Raw genomic sequence first — 16,034 nt, 5'->3', positions numbered from 1 at the left:
ATCGGACCATCGATGGCGACGATCGAGCGGCTGACGAAACGACCCGACTTCCTGGCGGCGGCCGAGGGGCGCCGTTTCCACACCGAGCGGATGAGCGCCCAGGGCCGTCTCCGGGCAGCGGATGGACCGCCCGGCCTCCGGCTCGGCTTCACCATCACGAAGCGGGTCGGCCACGCGACGGAGCGCAACCGCATCCGCCGTCGCCTGCGCGCCGTCGTGGCCCTGGTCGCGGCCGATCTGCCGGGCGAACTCGCGATCCTGCCAGCCGATATCGTGCTGATTGCCCGCCGTCCCGCTCTGGATGCGCCGTTCGAGACCCTCGCCGAGGATCTACGGCGCGCGCTCCCCACGGTGACGCGCCCGGCCCCCCCCCGGCCGCCCGGCCAGGGCCTCGGCAAGCGATCCGGCAAATCCGGCACTCGGCCTTCCACGACCACACCTCTCCCGCACGAGGCGGGCCAGCCCGCGCCGTCCGGCCAAGCCGACATCGGCGCGTCGTACGGGCGCGGCAGAGGTCCTCGAATCACAGGCGCGCGCGGGTCCGATGCGACCGGCGTCCGCCCTGACGTCACTCCGAACGCGTGCGGCGGTGTCCCTGATGGGCAATGACAAGACGAACATGTTCGTGGCCATCGGCCTGTCGCTGCTGGTGCTGCTCGGGTGGCAGTACTTCGTGGCCGGTCCGCGCGTGGAGCAGCAGCGGCTGATCGAGGCTCAGAACAAGGCCGCGCAGCAACAGCAGCAGCCCCCGGGCGTGACCCCGGACGGCGTGCCCTCGCCATCCCCGAAGGAGGGCGGCCCGGCCGCGCCGGTCCCCGGCACGCTGCCGACCGCGCAGGGTGGCCCGGTCTCCCGTGAGGCGGCTCTGACCCGCTCGCCGCGCATCCGCATCGAGACCCCGGCGATCTCGGGATCGATCGCCCTCAAGGGCGGCCGCGTCGACGACGTGTCGCTGAAGAACTACCATGAGACCATCGATCCCAAGAGCCCCGAGATCGTTCTGTTCTCGCCGGCTGGGACCGAGACGCCCTATTACGCCGAGTTCGGTTGGGTCGGTGCGAATGCCGGGCCGCTGCCCACCAACGACACCCTCTGGACCAGCGACGGCAAGACGCTCTCCCCCGGCATGCCGGTGACCCTGACCTGGGACAACGGCGCCGGCCTCGTCTTCAAGCGAATCATCGCAGTCGACGACAAGTACATGTTCACGATCCGCGACGAGGTCGAGAACAAGGGCTCGGGTGCGATCACTCTCTACCCGTACAGCCTCGTCTCCCGCTGGGGTAAGCCGCACACTCAGGGCTACTACGTCCTGCACGAGGGCATGATCGGCTATCTCGGCAACGACGGCCTGCAGGAACTCACCTACGACAAGCTTGCCAAGGAGGGCGCCTACGGTGGCGCCAACACCAAAGGCAAGGCCTGGACCGGCGTGAGCGGCGGCTTCGTCGGCATCACCGACAAGTACTGGGCGGCGGCCGCGATCCCCGATCAGGACACGCCCTATACCGGTGCCTTCACCGACCGGACCGACGGCACCACCAACGTCTATCAGGCCAGCGTGCGCGGCGACGCCGTGAACCTCGCGGCCGGCGCCTCGGCGACCGCGACGCAGCGGCTGTTCGCCGGCGCCAAGGAAGTCAACGTCATCAACGGCTACGAGAAGGACCTCGGCATCAAGCACTTCGATCTGATGATCGATTGGGGCTGGTTCTTCTTCATCACCAAGCCGATGTTCCGGGCGCTGGACTTCTTCTACCACCTGTTCGGCAATTTCGGCGTCTCGATCCTGGTGGTGACCTTCTGCCTGAAGCTGCTGTTCCTGCCGATCGCGAACCGGTCCTACGTCTCCATGGCCAAGATGAAGGCCGTGCAGCCGGAGATGGCCGCCATCCGCGAGCGGTACAAGGACGACCGCATGAAGCAGCAACAGGCCACGATGGAGCTGTACAAGAAGGAGAAGATCAACCCGGTCGCTGGCTGCTGGCCGGTGCTGATCCAGATCCCGGTCTTCTTCGCGCTCTACAAGGTGCTGTTCATCACCATCGAGATGCGCCACGCGCCGTTCTTCGGCTGGATCCACGATCTCGCAGCGCCGGATCCGACGAGCATCGTCAACCTGTTCGGCCTGCTGCCCTTCCCGGCGCCCGACTTCGTCCATCTGGGCGTCTGGCCGCTGATCATGGGCGTGACCATGTTCGTGCAGATGAAGATGAATCCCGCGCCGCCGGACCCGGTCCAGGCGCAGATCTTCACCTTCATGCCGATCGTGTTCACCTTCATGCTGGGCTCGTTCCCCGCCGGCCTCGTGATCTACTGGGCCTGGAACAACACTCTGTCGGTGACGCAGCAATACATCATCATGCGCCGCAACGGCGTGAAGGTTGAGTTGTGGGACAACCTGCGATCGACGTTCCGGCGCGGTGGCACCAAGACAGCTGCGACGAAGAGCTGACGGGCCAGGGCTGACCGGCAACAGCTGACGGACGACACATCGTGACCGAACCAAACGACGACGCGGTCGACCTCACCGAGGCCGGCCGCCTGCTCTTTGCCGGCGCCGCCGACTTCTACGCGGCCGCCCAGATTCTCGATCGGCTGCCGCCGATGGAGGGTGTTGAGATCGCCTTCGCGGGCCGCTCGAATGTCGGCAAATCGAGCCTGATCAACGCGCTCACCGGGCGGAACACCCTGGCACGGACCTCGCACACGCCGGGGCGGACGCAGCAGCTCAACTTCTTCCGGATCGGCGAGCGCCTGTCGCTGGTGGACATGCCCGGCTACGGCTACGCGGCGGTCGAGAAGGCCAAGGTCGAGGCCTGGACCCGGCTGATCCATGCCTACCTGAAAGGTCGGGCCAACCTTGCCCGGGTGTTCATGCTGATCGACGCCCGGCACGGCTTCAAGTCGATCGACACCGACGTGCTTGACGGGCTCGACAAGGCCGCGGTGAGCTATCAGGTCGTGCTGACCAAGGGGGACTCCCTCAAGAAGGGCGAAGTCGCCGCCCGCATCGCCGGGATCGAGGCGGGGCTCGCCAAGCGCCCGGCCGCCTATCCGCAGGTGATCCTGACGTCGAGCCGAGACGATGCCGGCGTGCCGGAGCTGCGAGCGGCGATCGCCAAGCTTCTGGTGGAGCGCGGCGCGTGAGGCCTTCGGGGATCGACCGCGCGCTCGTTGCGCTCGCCTGCCTCGCCGGTCTGCTCGGGGTCGCGCTCAGCGCCGCCGCCGCGCACATCCCCGGGGCCGACTCCCTGAAGACGGCGGCGCAGTTCCTGCTGTTCCACGCCCCCGCGATCCTGGCCTTGATCGGGCTCGGTGCCGCCGGGCTGGCGCGGCCGGGTCTCGCCAGGGTGGCGGGGGGACTGCTGGTCCTCGGCCTGATCCTGTTCTGCGGCGACCTCGCGGTGCGCACGTGGCTCCAGCATCCGCTCTTCCCGATGGCGGCCCCCACCGGCGGTTTCGCGCTGATGGGCGGTTGGCTCGCGGGGATGCTGTGCGCGCTGGTGCCGGTGCGGGCCTGAGCTGACGGGCCCTCTGTCCAGTCGTGTGGTCCGGTCTGACGTATCGCGTCGCGTCGGTTGACACGGCCCTTTTCTTGGGCGCTCGGAGCAAATGCGACCCGCGATTCGAGCACACGACGTCGCGAAGCGTCGATCTGGATCGACCTGTGCCCGCTGTGATGCGGCGCTTCGCATGATGGCTCTCGTACCAGGCTTCGCTGTCGCTCCTCCTGTCCGGGAAACGGCGCGCGTCTGGCTGACCTCATGAGTCCGCCACCGGCCCGACAGTCAGCCGAAGCCCGAAAACGGCCACGGCCCGGTTCCAGCCCGATAAGGCTCAATCAAGCCGCTCTCACCTGCAGAAAATCCACCGCCGGTCCCTGCAGCTCGGAAAAGACTCCGGCCGTCAGTGCGCCGCCATAGACCGCGCCGGTGTCGAGATTCGTCCGAAACCTGCGCCGTTCCGGGCGGCCGTTGCGCTGGGGCGTGTGTCCGTGCACCACGTGCCGTTCGAAGTCGTGGTCGCCCTCCAGGAACGGCTCGCGGATCCAGAGCCGGTTGTGCTCGTCCGGATCCGGAATCTCGGCCCCCGGCCGGAAGCCGGCATGGACGTACCAGCGTGCCGCGTCGGCGTGCAGGGTCGGCAGGGCCTCGATCCAGTCGAGGGTGTCGCGCGGCAGGTCGGCGACCTCGTGCGCGCCGAACGCGTCGAGCGTCGCGTCGCCGCCATTGTATAGCCATCGCTCGGCGGCCTGCGGCGTGTGGAGCGCATCGAGCAGCATACGCTCGTGATTGCCCATCAGGCAGGTGACGCGCTCCGGCTCGGCCCAGCAGAGGCGGCTGAGGGTGCGCAGCACCCCCGCGCTGTCGGGGCCGCGGTCGATGTAGTCCCCCAGGAAGACGAGCTTGTGAGCGCGGTCGCCGGCATGGCCGGCGATCCGCTCCAGCAACGCGTCGAGCAGGGCCGAGCAGCCGTGGACGTCGCCGATGGCGTAGGTGAGGAGTCTGGAATCCATGGCGGCATCGTCCAACGGGGCGGTCCGGCCGGCAAGTCCGGACCGGAAACCCCGGATGTCCCGGTGAAGATCAGGCTGTTCCGCCCGACCGCCTCAGCCGTTCGCGGGCCGGGCGTAGCGTCCGTCGTAGCGGCCGGACCGGATCAGCGCGAGGACGTCCGCCTCCCGGGCCGCCTGCGCGCATACCGCCTCGCGCAGGCTCGGGACGATTCCGGGCGGGAAGGTGACGACCCCGTCCGCATCGCCCACCACCACGTCGCCCGGGGTCACCGTCCAGCCGCCGATGCTGACCGGCAGATTGGTCGCGCCGGGTCCCGTCTTGAACGGGCCGCGCGGCGTCGCGGTGCGGGCGTAGCAGGGGAAATCGGAGCTGGCGAAGGCCTCGATGTCCCGCACTGCCCCATCGATGACGAAGCCTGCGATGCCGCGGGTCTCCGCGATCGTCTTCATGATGTCACCCACGAGGGCCCGGCTCGTGTCCCCGCCGCCATCGACCACGATCACGTCCCCGCGACGGGCCGCCTCGAGCGCCTGATGGATGGCGAGATTGTCACCCGCCCGAACCTGCACCGTGAAGGCCGTGCCGATCAGCTGGCCGCCGCGATGGAATGGCCGCAGACCCGCCAGAACCGGCATGCGGTCGAGGCAGTCGCTGATCGTCGCCGTGGCGACCCCGCGCAGGGCGGTGAGCAGGCCGGGATCGACGGCATGCGGCAGTGGGTGGTGCGTCACGGCTGTCATCGGCCCGGATCTCCTTTCCCTGTCCCGGCCGCCCGGACCCTTGAGGGACCGGCGACCCTACGGACGATCCTGCCTGAACGGGAGCGTGGTGTCGTCGGCCATCAGCGATCGCCCGCTGGCGCCGCACTGCTCGTGGCGAGCTTGCGCCGGGAATCCGCTTGGCCACTGTTAGCGTCGAAGTATTTCGCCGCGTCACCGAGCTGGACGGCGGGCTGGCAGTTCGGCGTGCAGGACAGGGACTCCCGGTCCAACCCGCGCTGGACCGTGATGGTCGAGTCGCGCGATGCCTCCACGCGGATCATCGTTTCGGCGATCATTGCGCCGGCATTGTCGAGGGCGATCAGGTTGGTCGAGCCGAAGCTTTTGCCGGTGAGCACGAGCACGCCGTTCTTCTGCGGCGTGACTTCCGCGATGATCGGATTTCCGACGATCACGGTCGTGGTCTTCTCCGGCAGCCGGATCACTTTGGCGTTATCGACCAGCACGGTCACCACCGGCAGCGGCTCGGGCTGGCCGGCCACCGCCGCTCCGCCCATCATCAAGAGGAGGAGGCCGGCTCGGCCCGCATGCGGCAGGGTGCGGTGCATCGAAGAGGCTCGCGAGGAAGCGGTCGGTGGACGGTCCTCCGCCCGGCACCTGTGGATACGCGACACGGGTGAAGGAAGCGCTAAGCACGTCCAAGTCCCCGGTTCGACGCGCGATGCCGGGATCCGCGGCCGATCCCCGAAACCGAACCTTCACCACGCTGGCGTCGGCTGAAGATATCGGTGCGACCAAAATCGAGTTTAACCGATTTTCAAGGCGAAATCGGCAGGTTGTGCGAGCCGCCGATCGAGACCTGAAAATTCTTCGTCGGTCATCGCGTAAGTTTTGGTCGCACCGAATTGATCGAAGGATCGTCCCTCATGAAGAGCCTGTTCAACCGTTTCGCTTCTGACGAGTCCGGCGCCACCGCCATCGAGTACGGCATGATCGCGGCCCTGGTGGCGGTTGCCATCATCACCGCTCTGCGGACTCTCGGCACCAACCTGACCGCCAAATTCACCCAGATCTCCGGCAACCTGCAGTAAAAAGTCGAACCTTACGGCCACGATCTGCGGCAGGTCCGAGCCGCCCCCGTCGCGCGTGAGCCGGCGGGGGCTCCCTCGACCGGCCGCCGCGGCCGTCACGGGAAGAGACGACTTCCGAGGGTCGGGTGGTTCCGGCCCCGTGCCATTTCCGGCAATCAGCATCGTAGGTTGGCCCCGAGATGATCGGTGCAGGCGTCGCAAGTTATCCGATAGCGAGTCTGGGATTGGCAGGCTTCGGCCTGCTCGTGCTGTTTCCGTTCCTGATGGCCTACGCCGCAGCGAGCGATCTCCTGACCATGCTGATCCCGAACCGCATTTCGCTCGCCCTGGTGGCGGGCTTCGCGGTGCTCGCGGTGACGGGCCCGATGAGCTGGACCGAGATCGGCTTCCACCTGGGTTCGGGGGCCGCGATCCTCGTGGCGACCTTCACGCTGTTCGCCTTCGGCATTATCGGCGGCGGCGATGCCAAGCTCGCGGCCGCGACGGCCCTGTGGCTCGGCTTCGACGGGTTGGGCGATTATCTCCTCGTCGCATCGCTCCTCGGCGGCGCCCTGACGCTGGGCATTCTGTTCGCGCGCGCACATCCGCTGCCTATGCGCATCGCGCGCATGCCGTTCGCCCTGCATCTGCACGATGCGAAGACCGGCATTCCCTACGGTATCGCCCTGGCTGCCGCCGCCCTCCTGGTCCTCCCCGAAACGGAGGTCTGGAGCCGGGCACTCGCTGGCTGAGGCGCCGCGCGCCGGACATCCGTGGAGGCCGCGGCCGGGGGATATCTCCGGCCCGCTTCGATTCCGGGATCAGGGATCTGGAGCCCCGGTTCGACCCTCGCTAGAAGTCGGGCATGCCCCTCGCGCTGCTGCGTCGCCCCGATCCAGATCATCTCGAGGTCCAGCACGAGGGCGCGCGCTTCCGCATCGCGCTCCGGCGGCGCCCGACCGCGCGCCGCATCACCCTCCGGGTCTCAGCCGCCACCGGCGAGGTGGTGATCACGCTTCCGAGCCGGACGGCGGTGAACACCGCGCAGCGTTTCGCGGTAAGCCATGCCGGTTGGATCGCCGCGCGGCTCGCCCGGTTGCCCGAGCGCGTGATCTTCGAGCCGGGCGCGACGCTCCCGCTGCGCGGCGAGCCGCATCGCGTCAGTCTGCAGGGTACCCGCGGCGGCGTTCGCATCGCGCATGACGCCGGTGAGCCGGTGATCGCGGTCGGCTGCGAGGCCGCCCACGTGGCGCGCCGGATCCGGGACTTCCTGACGCGGGAAGCCCGGCTCGACCTCGCGGAGGCGGTCGAGCGCTACGCGCCGCGCCTCGGGCAGCGGCCGGTCCGCATGACCCTGCGCGATACCCGCAGCCGCTGGGGATCCTGCACGGCGCGCGGCGAACTGAACTTCTCGTGGCGCCTGATCCTGGCCCCGCCGATGGTGCTCGACTACCTTGTCGCCCACGAGATGGCGCATCTGCGGGAGATGAACCATTCGCCCCGGTTCTGGACGCTCCTGCGCGAGCTCTGCCCGAACGTGGACGACGCCGAGGCCTGGCTGAAGCGGAACGGCTCCAGCCTGCATCGCTACGGCTGAGCCTGCGCGAATTCAGCCCTTGGAGCGCAGCACGCGCTCGCGGGCGTCGGCGTCGGCCGGCCAAGTCGGCCGCGGATCGACTTCGCCGGGATTGAGGGTGCGCGGGGCGACGCTGTCGCAAATTTCGCGCTGGCGGATGATCACCGGATTGCCGAAGGCGTCGCGCCGGCGGATCAGGCCGCCGTCCCGGCAGTAGCCCGCGATCGCCGCCTGTCCCTCGCGCCGACCGTACGGATTCACGGCAACCGGCGGATGCTCGATGACCAGCGTGTCGGAGTGATTGAGCGAGCGCTCGACATAGGTGGTCTCGCCGACCGGCAGGCTCTGGGCCCCGGCCTGCGTGAGGGCGGCCAACAGGCAGGCGGCCGAAAGGGCGAGCGGACGCATCACGGCTACAGGATCCGGCGCTTGAGGACTGACTGGGACTTATCTAGGCCTCGCATTCCCTCTCGGATAGCGCTGCTGCGCAACACAGAGGCTGGATCGCTTGACAGCGCGGGGCCGACCATGGTCCGAACACGCCCGATTGTACGGCTCCCGCCCGTCCGCGGCCGGAGCGTTCCGAAGGGATCGGTGGTGCTGCTTCACCCGAAGCTCGTTCGATTTCGGCGCGCTGTCCGGCGCGCCGCGCTGCCGGTCTTCCTCGCCCTCGTCGCGGCGGCGCTCACCCCAGCAGGGTTCGCCACGGGGCCCGCGATGGCGCAGGGCATGGTGCGCAAGACCTTCGAGGATTGGCAATTGCGCTGCGAGACGCCCGCGGGCGCCAAGGCCGAGCAATGCGCGCTGGTCCAGTATCTCGCCGCCGAGGACCGGCCGAACCTGACCCTGGTGGTCATCGTGCTGAAGACGGCGGACAACCGCGGCTACCTGCTGCGGGTCGTGGCGCCGCTGGGCGTGCTCCTGCCCTCGGGCCTCGGCCTGAAGATCGACCAGACCGATATCGGCCGGGCCGGGTTCGTCCGTTGCCTCACCACCGGCTGCGTCGCCGAGGTGGTGATGGATGACGGTCTGATCCGCCAGTTCAAGAGCGGCACGCAGGCGACCTTCATCGTGTTCCAGACGCCCGAGGAGGGCGTCGGCATCCCGCTGTCGATGAAGGGGTTCGCGGCCGGGTTCGACAGCCTGAAATGACGGGGCCGCTCGGGAGCCGTGCGATGATCGGAAGTCGGAACGTATCCGGGAGCGTGTGCCGGGGCGCGGCGGCGGTGCTGGTCTTCGCCGCCGCGCTCGCCGCGGCGCCGGCCCGGGCCGAGGACGGCAACGTCTTCTCCAACCTGTTCAAATTCGGCGGCACCACGGTCCCGCCCTCGCAGGCCGAGAGCCTCGATCCGCCCTACTGTCCCCCCGTCGAGGTCGCCGAGAATGCCGCCGCCTCGCGGACCATGGCGGGTGCGAACGTGCGCACGCAATTCTCCCTGGGCCGCCTCGCCCGCGAGTGCACGCGGCTCCCGGATGGTTCGATCACCGTGAAGATCGGCGTGGAGGTGAACGTCCTGCTCGGTCCGGCCGGGGCGCCGGGCCGGTTCGACGTGCCGGTCACCTTCCAGATTCGCCACGACGGCAAGGTGATCTCGAACCGCGTCGAGCGCGCCGGCCTAGTCGTCGGGGCCGGCGAAGCGCAGGGCTTCGCGACCATCGTGGCCGAGCCGCTGGCCGTTCCGGCCCCGATAACGGCGGATTACGATATCGCGGTCGGGGTCGGCGCGTTGGGCAAGGGCGGGATCGCCAAGGGTGCGAGCGGCAAGACCGCCGCCAAGCCGCGCCGACGGAAGCCGGCGGTGGCCGAGGCGCCGCCCCCGGGCGGAGGCGACGACGCTGCCCAGTGACGCCGCGGCGCGCCGCGTCGATCCGGGTTCATCGCTCAGCCTGCGCGACCGGCTCCGGTTCGGCCGCGCCACCCGCTTCCGCCTGGAGCCGGCGGACGACCCTGCCTTCGACCGCCGCCTCGTTCTCCCCGACCATCGGACCGGCTGGATCGTATTGAGCTACCGGGACGGCGCCGTGGTGGCGCCGCGCCGCCCGATCCTGCGTGTCCTGCGCGGCTCCGACGATGCGCCCCAGGATTTCGTGCTGCCGGGGGCATCCCTGGGCGTGGCGCACTGGCTCGGCCTGATCCCGCCGGATGTCCGGGAGATCCGCCTCTGTGCCGGCCCCGACTTCGCGCTCGAGCGTGTCGGTATCCGGCGTGAGGGCGGCGTGCTGGCGCAATGTCTTTTGCGGCGCCCCTGGCGCTTCGTGGGGGCGCTCTACCAGCGGGCCCGCGGTTCGGAGCGACGGTATCGCGACACGCTGCGCGGTACCTGCGCGGTGACGCCGCTTGCAGGGTTCGATGCCTGGGCCGCCACCCGAACCCGGCCGGTTTCCACGTCGGCCGCGAACCTGCGGATCCGCTGCCTCGTCCTGGCGCGTCCCGGCGAGACAGCGGCCCTGGCCGCCACGCTGGACGCCCTTCAGGCGCAGACGCATCGCCCGGAGGCGATCTGCGTCACCTGGGAGGGCACGCTGCCCGACACGCCGGATGCGCGGGCCGTCCATCGGCACTGGGACGAACGCGCCGGCCCGGAGGATCTCGTCGCCGGGTCCGAGGCCCTGTGCCTGCTGCGTCCGGGTGATATCCCGGAGCCCGACGCCCTGGCGCTCCTGGCGCACGCCCTTCAGGGCGCCGACCTTGCCTACGGCGACGCCATCGGTCCGGACGGCAGGCCGCGCCTGAAGCCGGACTGGAGCCCGGACCTCGCCTTGGCGACGGGCTATCCCGGCCGTCCGCTGCTCGCATTGCATGCGTTCCTGGCCGCGTTTCTGCCGGCCCCCCTGGGTTCGATGGCGCAGATGGAACTCGCCCTGGAGGTCGCCGCCGTCTCGGCGCGGGCACGGGTGGTTCATGTCGCGCGCCCGCTCGCGCGCAATGCGGCCGACCCCCTCGACCCGCCCGCCCGGGCACGGGCGCTCGACGCATGCCAGAAGGTCCCGGCCGCCGCGCTCCGGGACGGTGCCGTCCAGCTGCTCTGGCCGCTGCCGGATCCCGCGCCGACGGTCAGCATCGTGATCCCCTCGCGCGACCGGCTCGACCTGATCACGCGCGTCTGCCGCGGCGTCCTGCACGAGACGACCTACGCCCCGATCGAGCTGATCATCATCGACAACGGCTCGACCGACCCCGCGGTGCTGGCCCATTACGAGACCCTGCGCCGGGATCCGCGCGTGCGCATCCGGATCGACCCGCAACCGTTCAACTTCGCCGCGATGGTCAATGCCGGCGTCGCCCTGGCGTCCGGCACCGTGGTCGTACTGCTGAACAACGACGTGGCGGTGTTGGAGCCCGGTTGGCTCGACGCGATGGTCCGGCAGGCCTGTAGGCCCGAGGTCGGCGCCGTGGGCGCCAAGCTCCTCTACGGGGACGGCGCCCTGCAGCATGCCGGCGTCGTGGTCGGGCTCGGCGGACGGGCGGGCCACATCCTGCGCCGGCGTCCCGGCGACACGCCCGGCCATCTCGGGCGTCTGCGCGTGGCCCACGAGGTTTCCGCGGTGACGGCCGCCTGCCTGGCGGTCTCGCGGGAGAAGTATCTCGCGGTGGGCGGCTTCGACGCCAAAACCTTTCCGGTCGACTTCAACGACGTCGATTTCTGCCTGCGGCTTGGCGCTGCTGGCTGGAAGAGTGTCTGGACCCCGGATGCGACCCTCGCGCATCTCGAATCCGTGAGCCGCGGCCCCTCGGTCGGCGCCGAGCGCGCCCGGTTCGAGCGGGAAGCGGGGCGCTTCTCCGAGCGCTGGCGCGACGTGATTCGCCACGATCCGTTCTACCATCCGGCCTTGTCGCTCACGACCTTCGGCGAGGATCTGGAATGACGCGCCGCCGATCCCGGCGGGGGATCGCCGACGCGGCGCGCCGGATTCTGGGCCATCCCCGGGAGGCCGGCGCCATCCTCTGGGCGCGACTGACGGGCAAGCGCCTGCGCGCCCGGCAGAGGCTGGCGGCGCTGGTGGGCATCGATCATCGGCTCACTTTGCCGGCGCGGATCCTCGACGGCGTCCTGCCGGCTCCGGCCGGATTGGGCGACCACCTCCGCCTGATCGGCGACGGCGCGCTCGTGGCCGGCGCCCCGGCGCGGATCGCCGCCATCTTCGTCGCCGAGCCCGATCTTCAGGCGCTCTACGGCGACGCGCTCACACAGGACCGTGCGGGCGGCCCGGTCTGGCCGCTCCTGCCGCCGGTCTTCGATGCCGACCGTCTCGCGGCCTCCGATTATCTCGGGCCGGTCCTGGCCTATCGGCGGACCGCCCTCGATCCGGAGATCCATCCGCTGAGCCCGGCCGATGCCGCGTTCCGCATCGCCGAGCGGCACGGTCCCCAGGCCATCGGCCATTTGCCGGAGATCCTATCGATTCGGCGTCGGGACGGCGATCCCTCCGCCCCGCGTGCGGGGAGAGGGGGGCCCGCGCTCCATAGCGTAGGAGAGGGGGGGCGGATCCATCACCGCGTGGTGGAGGCGCATCTCGATCGGACCGGCCGGGCCGGGGCCCGCCTCGTCGCGCTGCCGGACGGATGTCTGCGCGTGGAGCATCCGCTCCCCGATCCGCCACCGCTCGCCAGCCTGATCGTGCCGACCCGCGACCGCCTCGACCTGCTCCGCCCCTGCCTGGACAGCCTGCGGAGCTGCACCGATTGGCCGGCGATCGAGATCCTGGTCTGCGATAACGACAGCCGCGAACCGGAGACCCTGGCCTATCTGGTCGATCTGGAGCGGCAGGGGAGGGGGCATGTCGTGCCCTGTCCGGGGCCGTTCAATTTTGCCGCGATGAACAACGCCGCGGCTGCCCGCGCCCGGGGCCGGCTGCTGGTCTTCATCAACAACGACGTCGAGGCATTCCAGCCCGACTGGCTGACCCTCATGGCCCGCGAGGCCCTGCGCCCGGATGTCGGTGCCGTGGGTGCCAAGCTCCTCGACGGCGAAGGCCGGATCCAGCATGGCGGCATCGTGCTCGGCACCGGCGGGCTGGTCACCCACGGGCACCGCCACTTCCCGGGGGATGCGCCAGGTTATCGCGCGGCGCTCCAGGCCACGCACGCGGTCTCAGCCGTGACGGCGGCCTGCCTGGTGGTCGAGGCGGACACATTCCGGGCCGTGGGCGGCTTCGAAGACGCCGCGTTCGCGGTCGATTTCAACGACGTGGATCTGTGCCTGCGCCTCAACGCGGCCGGCTACCGGACGCTGCTGGTTCCAGGGGCGGTCCTGCATCACCGCGAGGCGGCGAGCCGCCGCTGGACCCCGGAGGCGCGTGCCCGGCATGCGCGCGAGATCGCCGCGCTCAAAACACGATGGGGGCCGCTGCTTGCGCAGGACCCCCATTATCACCCGGGCTTCGACCCGGACCTCTCGACCCATGCGCGCCTGCGCCGGGATTTCCCGCCAGCGGGCATGGCGTCTCTCCGCCGCCCGCCCGGCCGCCCGCCCGCCTGAGCGCGCCTACTGGACGAGCCGCGGCCCGCCGCTCTGCACCTTCTCGTTCTCCGACATGATGCCGAGCCGCTTGGCGACCTCGGTATAGGCCTCGATCAGGCCGCCCAGATCCTTGCGGAACCGGTCCTTGTCGAGCTTATCGGAGGACTTGATGTCCCACAGCCGGCACGAATCCGGGGAGATCTCGTCGGCGACGACGATGCGCATCATGTCGCCTTCCCAGAGCCGGCCGGTCTCGATCTTGAAGTCGACGAGCCGGATGCCGACGCCGAGGAACAGGCCCGACAGGAAGTCGTTGACGCGGATCGCCAGCGCCATGATGTCGTCGATCTCCTGGGGCGTCGCCCAGCCGAAGGCCGTGATGTGCTCCTCGGAGACCATCGGATCGTTCAGCGCGTCGTTCTTGTAGTAGAACTCGATGATCGAGCGCGGCAGCTGGGTGCCTTCCTCCAGGCCCAGCCGCGTCGCCAGCGAGCCGGCCGCGACGTTGCGCACCACCACCTCGAGGGGGATGATCTCGACTTCGCGGATCAGCTGCTCGCGCATGTTGAGCCGGCGGATGAAGTGCGTCGGCACGCCGATATCGTTGAGGTGCTGAAAGACGAACTCGGAAATCCGGTTGTTCAGCACGCCCTTGCCGTCGATGACCTCGTGCTTCTTCGCGTTGAAGGCCGTCGCGTCATCCTTGAAGTGCTGGATGAGCGTCCCGGGCTCGGGCCCCTCGTAGAGGACCTTCGCCTTGCCCTCGTAGATGCGACGGCGGCGGTTCATAGGCGTGTACCGTGGTTTGAGGAAGTCCATGGGCCGAGGCTCCTAGTGCGCGACGATGGAGAGGATCCGCGGCGCGGCGACCGGACGCGAGGTCGGGCAGCCGGACGGCCTCTGCCCGAGAGCCCCGGCAACCGGCTGGCAAACTAGCCGAACCGGGCTTCCAGCACAACGCGTTAGCCCGCAGAGGGGGATTGCGGAGGGCGCCCCGCACGTGTCTTGGAGGTCGTCACGCCGTCGTCTTGGACGGGTATCGGCACAGATCCGCGATGCGGCAGCGCGGGCATTCGGGCTTGCGCGCCTTGCAGGTGTAGCGGCCGTGCAAGATCAGCCAGTGATGGGCGTGGAGACGGTAGGGCTCCGGCACGATCGCCTCCAGCCCGGCCTGCACCTTGTCGGTGGTCGCCCCGATGAACAGTGGGATCCGGTTCGAGACCCGGAAGATATGGGTGTCGACGGCGATCCGCGGGACCCCGAAGGCGATGTTCAGCACGACGCTCGCGGTCTTGGCTCCGACGCCGGGCAGCACCTGAAGCGCCTCCAGGCTCGCCGGTACCGCGCCGCCATGCTGGTCGACCAGGATGCGCGAGAGTGCGACGACGTTCTTGGCCTTGGTGTTGAACAGCCCGATCGTCCGCACGAAGTCCCGGACCCGGTCTTCCCCGAGGGCCAGCATTGTCTCGGGCGTGTCGGCGACGGCGAAGAGCGGGCCGGTGGCGAGGTTGACGCCGCGATCCGTCGCCTGCGCCGAAAGCACCACGGCCACGAGCAGCGTGAACGGGTTGACGTAGTGCAGCTCACCCTTCGGCTCCGGCTCGGCCTCGTGGAACCGGCGGAAGATCTCGGTGAGGATGTCCGGGGCGACGGCTTCGGGGGCGGTGTCCACCTGTGCGGTCACCGCCGGCCCGACCGGGCCCGCGAGGCGGCCGGCGGCTGCGGCCCCGCCACGCCTCGCAACTCCGCGACCGGCGCGATCCGTCACGGGACTCGGTGGCTTTCTGACGGGCATGGCTGCGTTATATGGATCGCATGGCGAGCGGCAATCCTTCCGTCCATCCGTATGGCCTCGATCCCGATTCGATCGACCGGCCTGTCTTCGCGGCGACCATCCGGCCGCACCAATCCTTGAGCCGACTCGGGTTCCGGGTGGTGATGACCGGCTGCTGCGCGGTCTCGCTCACGGTCTCGGTCTGGGCGTGGCGGATGGGGTTCTGGCCGGTCGCCGGCTTCTTCGGACTCGACATGCTCGCGATCTACGCGGCGCTGAAGGTGAGCGTCCGCCGCGGCGGGTCCTTCGAGGAGGTGATGATCACGCAGATCGAGATCCTGCTCGCCCGGGTCAGCCACCGGGGGGAGCGGCGCGAGTGGCGGTTCAACCCGCTCTGGACCAAGCTGGAGACGGTGGAGGATGACGAGTACGGGCTGCAGCGCCTGACCCTGGTCTCGCGCCGGCAGCACGCGCTCGTGGCCCGGGATGCCGGCCCGGACGAACGGGCGCGGGTCGCGCAAGGCCTGACCGCGGCCCTGGCGCAGGTGAAGAAGGGCTACTGACGGGCAGCGACAGAGCCGGCGCGAAAAAATCTGCCGCCGCCTGGAACGAAGCGGTTGACGGGTCGGGGTTAGGTCCGTATACCCCGGTTCATCGGCGCCGGCCGCGGAAGTGGCCCGGGCGCTGAAGCATCTTCTGACAATCGGCGGGACTGGCCGGCTGAGTAGCCGGGCGGCCTTCTGTTTGCCTCTGATGGCCTGGGCGACCGGGCGGATCTTTGACAAGTTATGATTGAGGAAGGGAGACGCGGGCGGCGTTTGTCCTTGCGGTCGGGTCGAGAGGCCTGACGTGAGAGACTTGTGCTGATCTGTTGTTCTTCTTTCTGAGCTCACCGACGGGTATTTGGCGCTGT

General features: G+C 69.5%; 18 protein-coding genes. 12 read left to right on the top strand and 6 right to left on the bottom strand.

Going from position 1 to position 16,034, the window contains the following annotated elements; translation table 11 throughout:
• Window positions 1-12 precede the first annotated feature (12 nt).
• Genes rnpA through MKK63_RS07915 form a run of 4 tightly spaced genes read left to right on the top strand, consistent with a single transcriptional unit; the run spans window position 13 to window position 3,524 of the window.
• Window positions 13-609 carry a ribonuclease P protein component gene (gene rnpA / locus MKK63_RS07930; protein WP_244000397.1) on the top strand — a complete coding sequence of 199 codons (597 nt, stop codon included), beginning with the start codon at window positions 13-15 and terminating at the stop codon, window positions 607-609.
• Window positions 599-2,455 carry a membrane protein insertase YidC gene (gene yidC, locus MKK63_RS07925; RefSeq protein ID WP_244000395.1) on the top strand — a complete coding sequence of 619 codons (1,857 nt, stop codon included), beginning with the start codon at window positions 599-601 and terminating at the stop codon, window positions 2,453-2,455. The genes rnpA and yidC overlap by 11 nt, the downstream gene beginning before the upstream one ends.
• Before the next feature lie 41 nt (window positions 2,456-2,496).
• Window positions 2,497-3,150: a ribosome biogenesis GTP-binding protein YihA/YsxC gene (gene yihA / locus MKK63_RS07920; protein WP_244000393.1), complete on the top strand. Its 654-nt coding sequence runs from the start codon at window positions 2,497-2,499 to the stop codon at window positions 3,148-3,150.
• Entirely contained in the window at window positions 3,147-3,524 is a 378-nt protein-coding gene (locus MKK63_RS07915; RefSeq protein ID WP_244000391.1) for a DUF423 domain-containing protein, read from the top strand. Before yihA ends, MKK63_RS07915 begins: the two co-directional genes overlap by 4 nt.
• A gap of 320 nt (window positions 3,525-3,844) precedes the next feature.
• On the opposite strand, the gene MKK63_RS07910 is transcribed toward MKK63_RS07915, so the two are convergent.
• The 3 genes from MKK63_RS07910 to MKK63_RS07900 form a co-directional block, all read right to left on the bottom strand.
• Complete coding sequence (locus tag MKK63_RS07910) at window positions 3,845-4,519, bottom strand: metallophosphoesterase family protein (RefSeq protein WP_244000389.1); 675 nt, start codon at window positions 4,517-4,519, stop codon at window positions 3,845-3,847.
• Window positions 4,520-4,612: 93 nt separating this feature from the next.
• On the bottom strand, window positions 4,613-5,260 hold the full coding sequence (locus tag MKK63_RS07905; RefSeq protein WP_244000387.1) for an RraA family protein: 648 nt from the start codon (window positions 5,258-5,260) through the stop codon (window positions 4,613-4,615).
• 101 nt (window positions 5,261-5,361) lie between these two features.
• Window positions 5,362-5,847, bottom strand: coding sequence for a pilus assembly protein N-terminal domain-containing protein (locus MKK63_RS07900; protein ID WP_244000385.1), 486 nt, complete (start codon window positions 5,845-5,847; stop codon window positions 5,362-5,364).
• A 318-nt stretch (window positions 5,848-6,165) separates the two neighbouring features.
• On the opposite strand from MKK63_RS07900, the gene MKK63_RS07895 reads away from it, so the two are divergent.
• The 3 genes from MKK63_RS07895 (at window position 6,166) to MKK63_RS07885 (ending at window position 7,906) form a co-directional block, all read left to right on the top strand.
• Window positions 6,166-6,330, top strand: coding sequence for a Flp family type IVb pilin (locus tag MKK63_RS07895; RefSeq protein ID WP_243918734.1), 165 nt, complete (start codon window positions 6,166-6,168; stop codon window positions 6,328-6,330).
• 179 nt (window positions 6,331-6,509) lie between these two features.
• Window positions 6,510-7,061 (top strand): prepilin peptidase, encoded by a 552-nt coding sequence (locus MKK63_RS07890; protein ID WP_244000383.1) that lies wholly within the window; start codon window positions 6,510-6,512, stop codon window positions 7,059-7,061.
• Window positions 7,062-7,174: 113 nt separating this feature from the next.
• Complete coding sequence (locus MKK63_RS07885; RefSeq protein ID WP_244000381.1) at window positions 7,175-7,906, top strand: M48 family metallopeptidase; 732 nt, start codon at window positions 7,175-7,177, stop codon at window positions 7,904-7,906.
• Between the two features lie 12 nt (window positions 7,907-7,918).
• Here MKK63_RS07885 and MKK63_RS07880 read toward each other — a convergent pair whose 3' ends face one another.
• Entirely contained in the window at window positions 7,919-8,293 is a 375-nt protein-coding gene (locus tag MKK63_RS07880) for a hypothetical protein (RefSeq protein WP_244000435.1), read from the bottom strand.
• A 186-nt stretch (window positions 8,294-8,479) separates the two neighbouring features.
• Between MKK63_RS07880 and MKK63_RS07875 the strand changes: the two genes are divergently transcribed.
• The 4 genes from MKK63_RS07875 to MKK63_RS07860 are packed head-to-tail and all read left to right on the top strand — an operon-like array spanning window position 8,480 to window position 13,365.
• The gene (locus MKK63_RS07875; RefSeq protein WP_409564485.1) at window positions 8,480-9,037 is read left to right on the top strand and encodes an invasion associated locus B family protein; all 558 of its coding nucleotides are present in this window, start codon (window positions 8,480-8,482) and stop codon (window positions 9,035-9,037) included.
• Window positions 9,038-9,060: 23 nt separating this feature from the next.
• A complete protein-coding gene (locus MKK63_RS07870; RefSeq protein ID WP_244000379.1) occupies window positions 9,061-9,732 on the top strand; it encodes a hypothetical protein in 672 nt (223 codons plus the stop codon).
• Window positions 9,638-11,752, top strand: coding sequence for a glycosyltransferase family 2 protein (locus tag MKK63_RS07865; RefSeq protein ID WP_244000377.1), 2,115 nt, complete (start codon window positions 9,638-9,640; stop codon window positions 11,750-11,752). The genes MKK63_RS07870 and MKK63_RS07865 overlap by 95 nt, the downstream gene beginning before the upstream one ends.
• Window positions 11,749-13,365 (top strand): glycosyltransferase, encoded by a 1,617-nt coding sequence (locus MKK63_RS07860; protein ID WP_244000375.1) that lies wholly within the window; start codon window positions 11,749-11,751, stop codon window positions 13,363-13,365. Before MKK63_RS07865 ends, MKK63_RS07860 begins: the two co-directional genes overlap by 4 nt.
• A 6-nt stretch (window positions 13,366-13,371) precedes the next feature.
• Here MKK63_RS07860 and purC read toward each other — a convergent pair whose 3' ends face one another.
• On the bottom strand, window positions 13,372-14,166 hold the full coding sequence (gene purC, locus MKK63_RS07855) for a phosphoribosylaminoimidazolesuccinocarboxamide synthase (protein WP_243918760.1): 795 nt from the start codon (window positions 14,164-14,166) through the stop codon (window positions 13,372-13,374).
• Between the two features lie 196 nt (window positions 14,167-14,362).
• Entirely contained in the window at window positions 14,363-15,142 is a 780-nt protein-coding gene (nth, locus tag MKK63_RS07850) for an endonuclease III (RefSeq protein ID WP_244000372.1), read from the bottom strand.
• A gap of 20 nt (window positions 15,143-15,162) precedes the next feature.
• Between nth and MKK63_RS07845 the strand changes: the two genes are divergently transcribed.
• Entirely contained in the window at window positions 15,163-15,684 is a 522-nt protein-coding gene (locus tag MKK63_RS07845) for a DUF2244 domain-containing protein (protein ID WP_243918764.1), read from the top strand.
• The last annotated feature ends 350 nt before the right edge of the window (window positions 15,685-16,034 follow it).

Source organism: Methylobacterium sp. J-088, from assembly GCF_022829295.1.
GTDB lineage: Bacteria > Pseudomonadota > Alphaproteobacteria > Rhizobiales > Beijerinckiaceae > Methylobacterium.
The sequence above is the reverse complement of the archived record's forward strand: the minus strand, read 5'-3'. Positions and strand labels throughout refer to the sequence as shown.

Coding starts and splice junctions, on each gene's coding strand:
- rnpA (WP_244000397.1), top strand. CDS start 13: ATGGCGACGATCGAGCGGCTGACGAAACGACCCGACTTCCTGGCGGCG.
- yidC (WP_244000395.1), top strand. CDS start 599: ATGGGCAATGACAAGACGAACATGTTCGTGGCCATCGGCCTGTCGCTG.
- MKK63_RS07910 (WP_244000389.1), bottom strand. CDS start 4,519: ATGGATTCCAGACTCCTCACCTACGCCATCGGCGACGTCCACGGCTGC.
- MKK63_RS07905 (WP_244000387.1), bottom strand. CDS start 5,260: ATGACAGCCGTGACGCACCACCCACTGCCGCATGCCGTCGATCCCGGC.
- MKK63_RS07900 (WP_244000385.1), bottom strand. CDS start 5,847: ATGCACCGCACCCTGCCGCATGCGGGCCGAGCCGGCCTCCTCCTCTTG.
- MKK63_RS07895 (WP_243918734.1), top strand. CDS start 6,166: ATGAAGAGCCTGTTCAACCGTTTCGCTTCTGACGAGTCCGGCGCCACC.
- MKK63_RS07890 (WP_244000383.1), top strand. CDS start 6,510: ATGATCGGTGCAGGCGTCGCAAGTTATCCGATAGCGAGTCTGGGATTG.
- MKK63_RS07885 (WP_244000381.1), top strand. CDS start 7,175: ATGCCCCTCGCGCTGCTGCGTCGCCCCGATCCAGATCATCTCGAGGTC.
- MKK63_RS07880 (WP_244000435.1), bottom strand. CDS start 8,293: ATGCGTCCGCTCGCCCTTTCGGCCGCCTGCCTGTTGGCCGCCCTCACG.
- MKK63_RS07870 (WP_244000379.1), top strand. CDS start 9,061: ATGATCGGAAGTCGGAACGTATCCGGGAGCGTGTGCCGGGGCGCGGCG.
- MKK63_RS07860 (WP_244000375.1), top strand. CDS start 11,749: ATGACGCGCCGCCGATCCCGGCGGGGGATCGCCGACGCGGCGCGCCGG.
- purC (WP_243918760.1), bottom strand. CDS start 14,166: ATGGACTTCCTCAAACCACGGTACACGCCTATGAACCGCCGCCGTCGC.
- nth (WP_244000372.1), bottom strand. CDS start 15,142: ATGCCCGTCAGAAAGCCACCGAGTCCCGTGACGGATCGCGCCGGTCGC.
- MKK63_RS07845 (WP_243918764.1), top strand. CDS start 15,163: ATGGCGAGCGGCAATCCTTCCGTCCATCCGTATGGCCTCGATCCCGAT.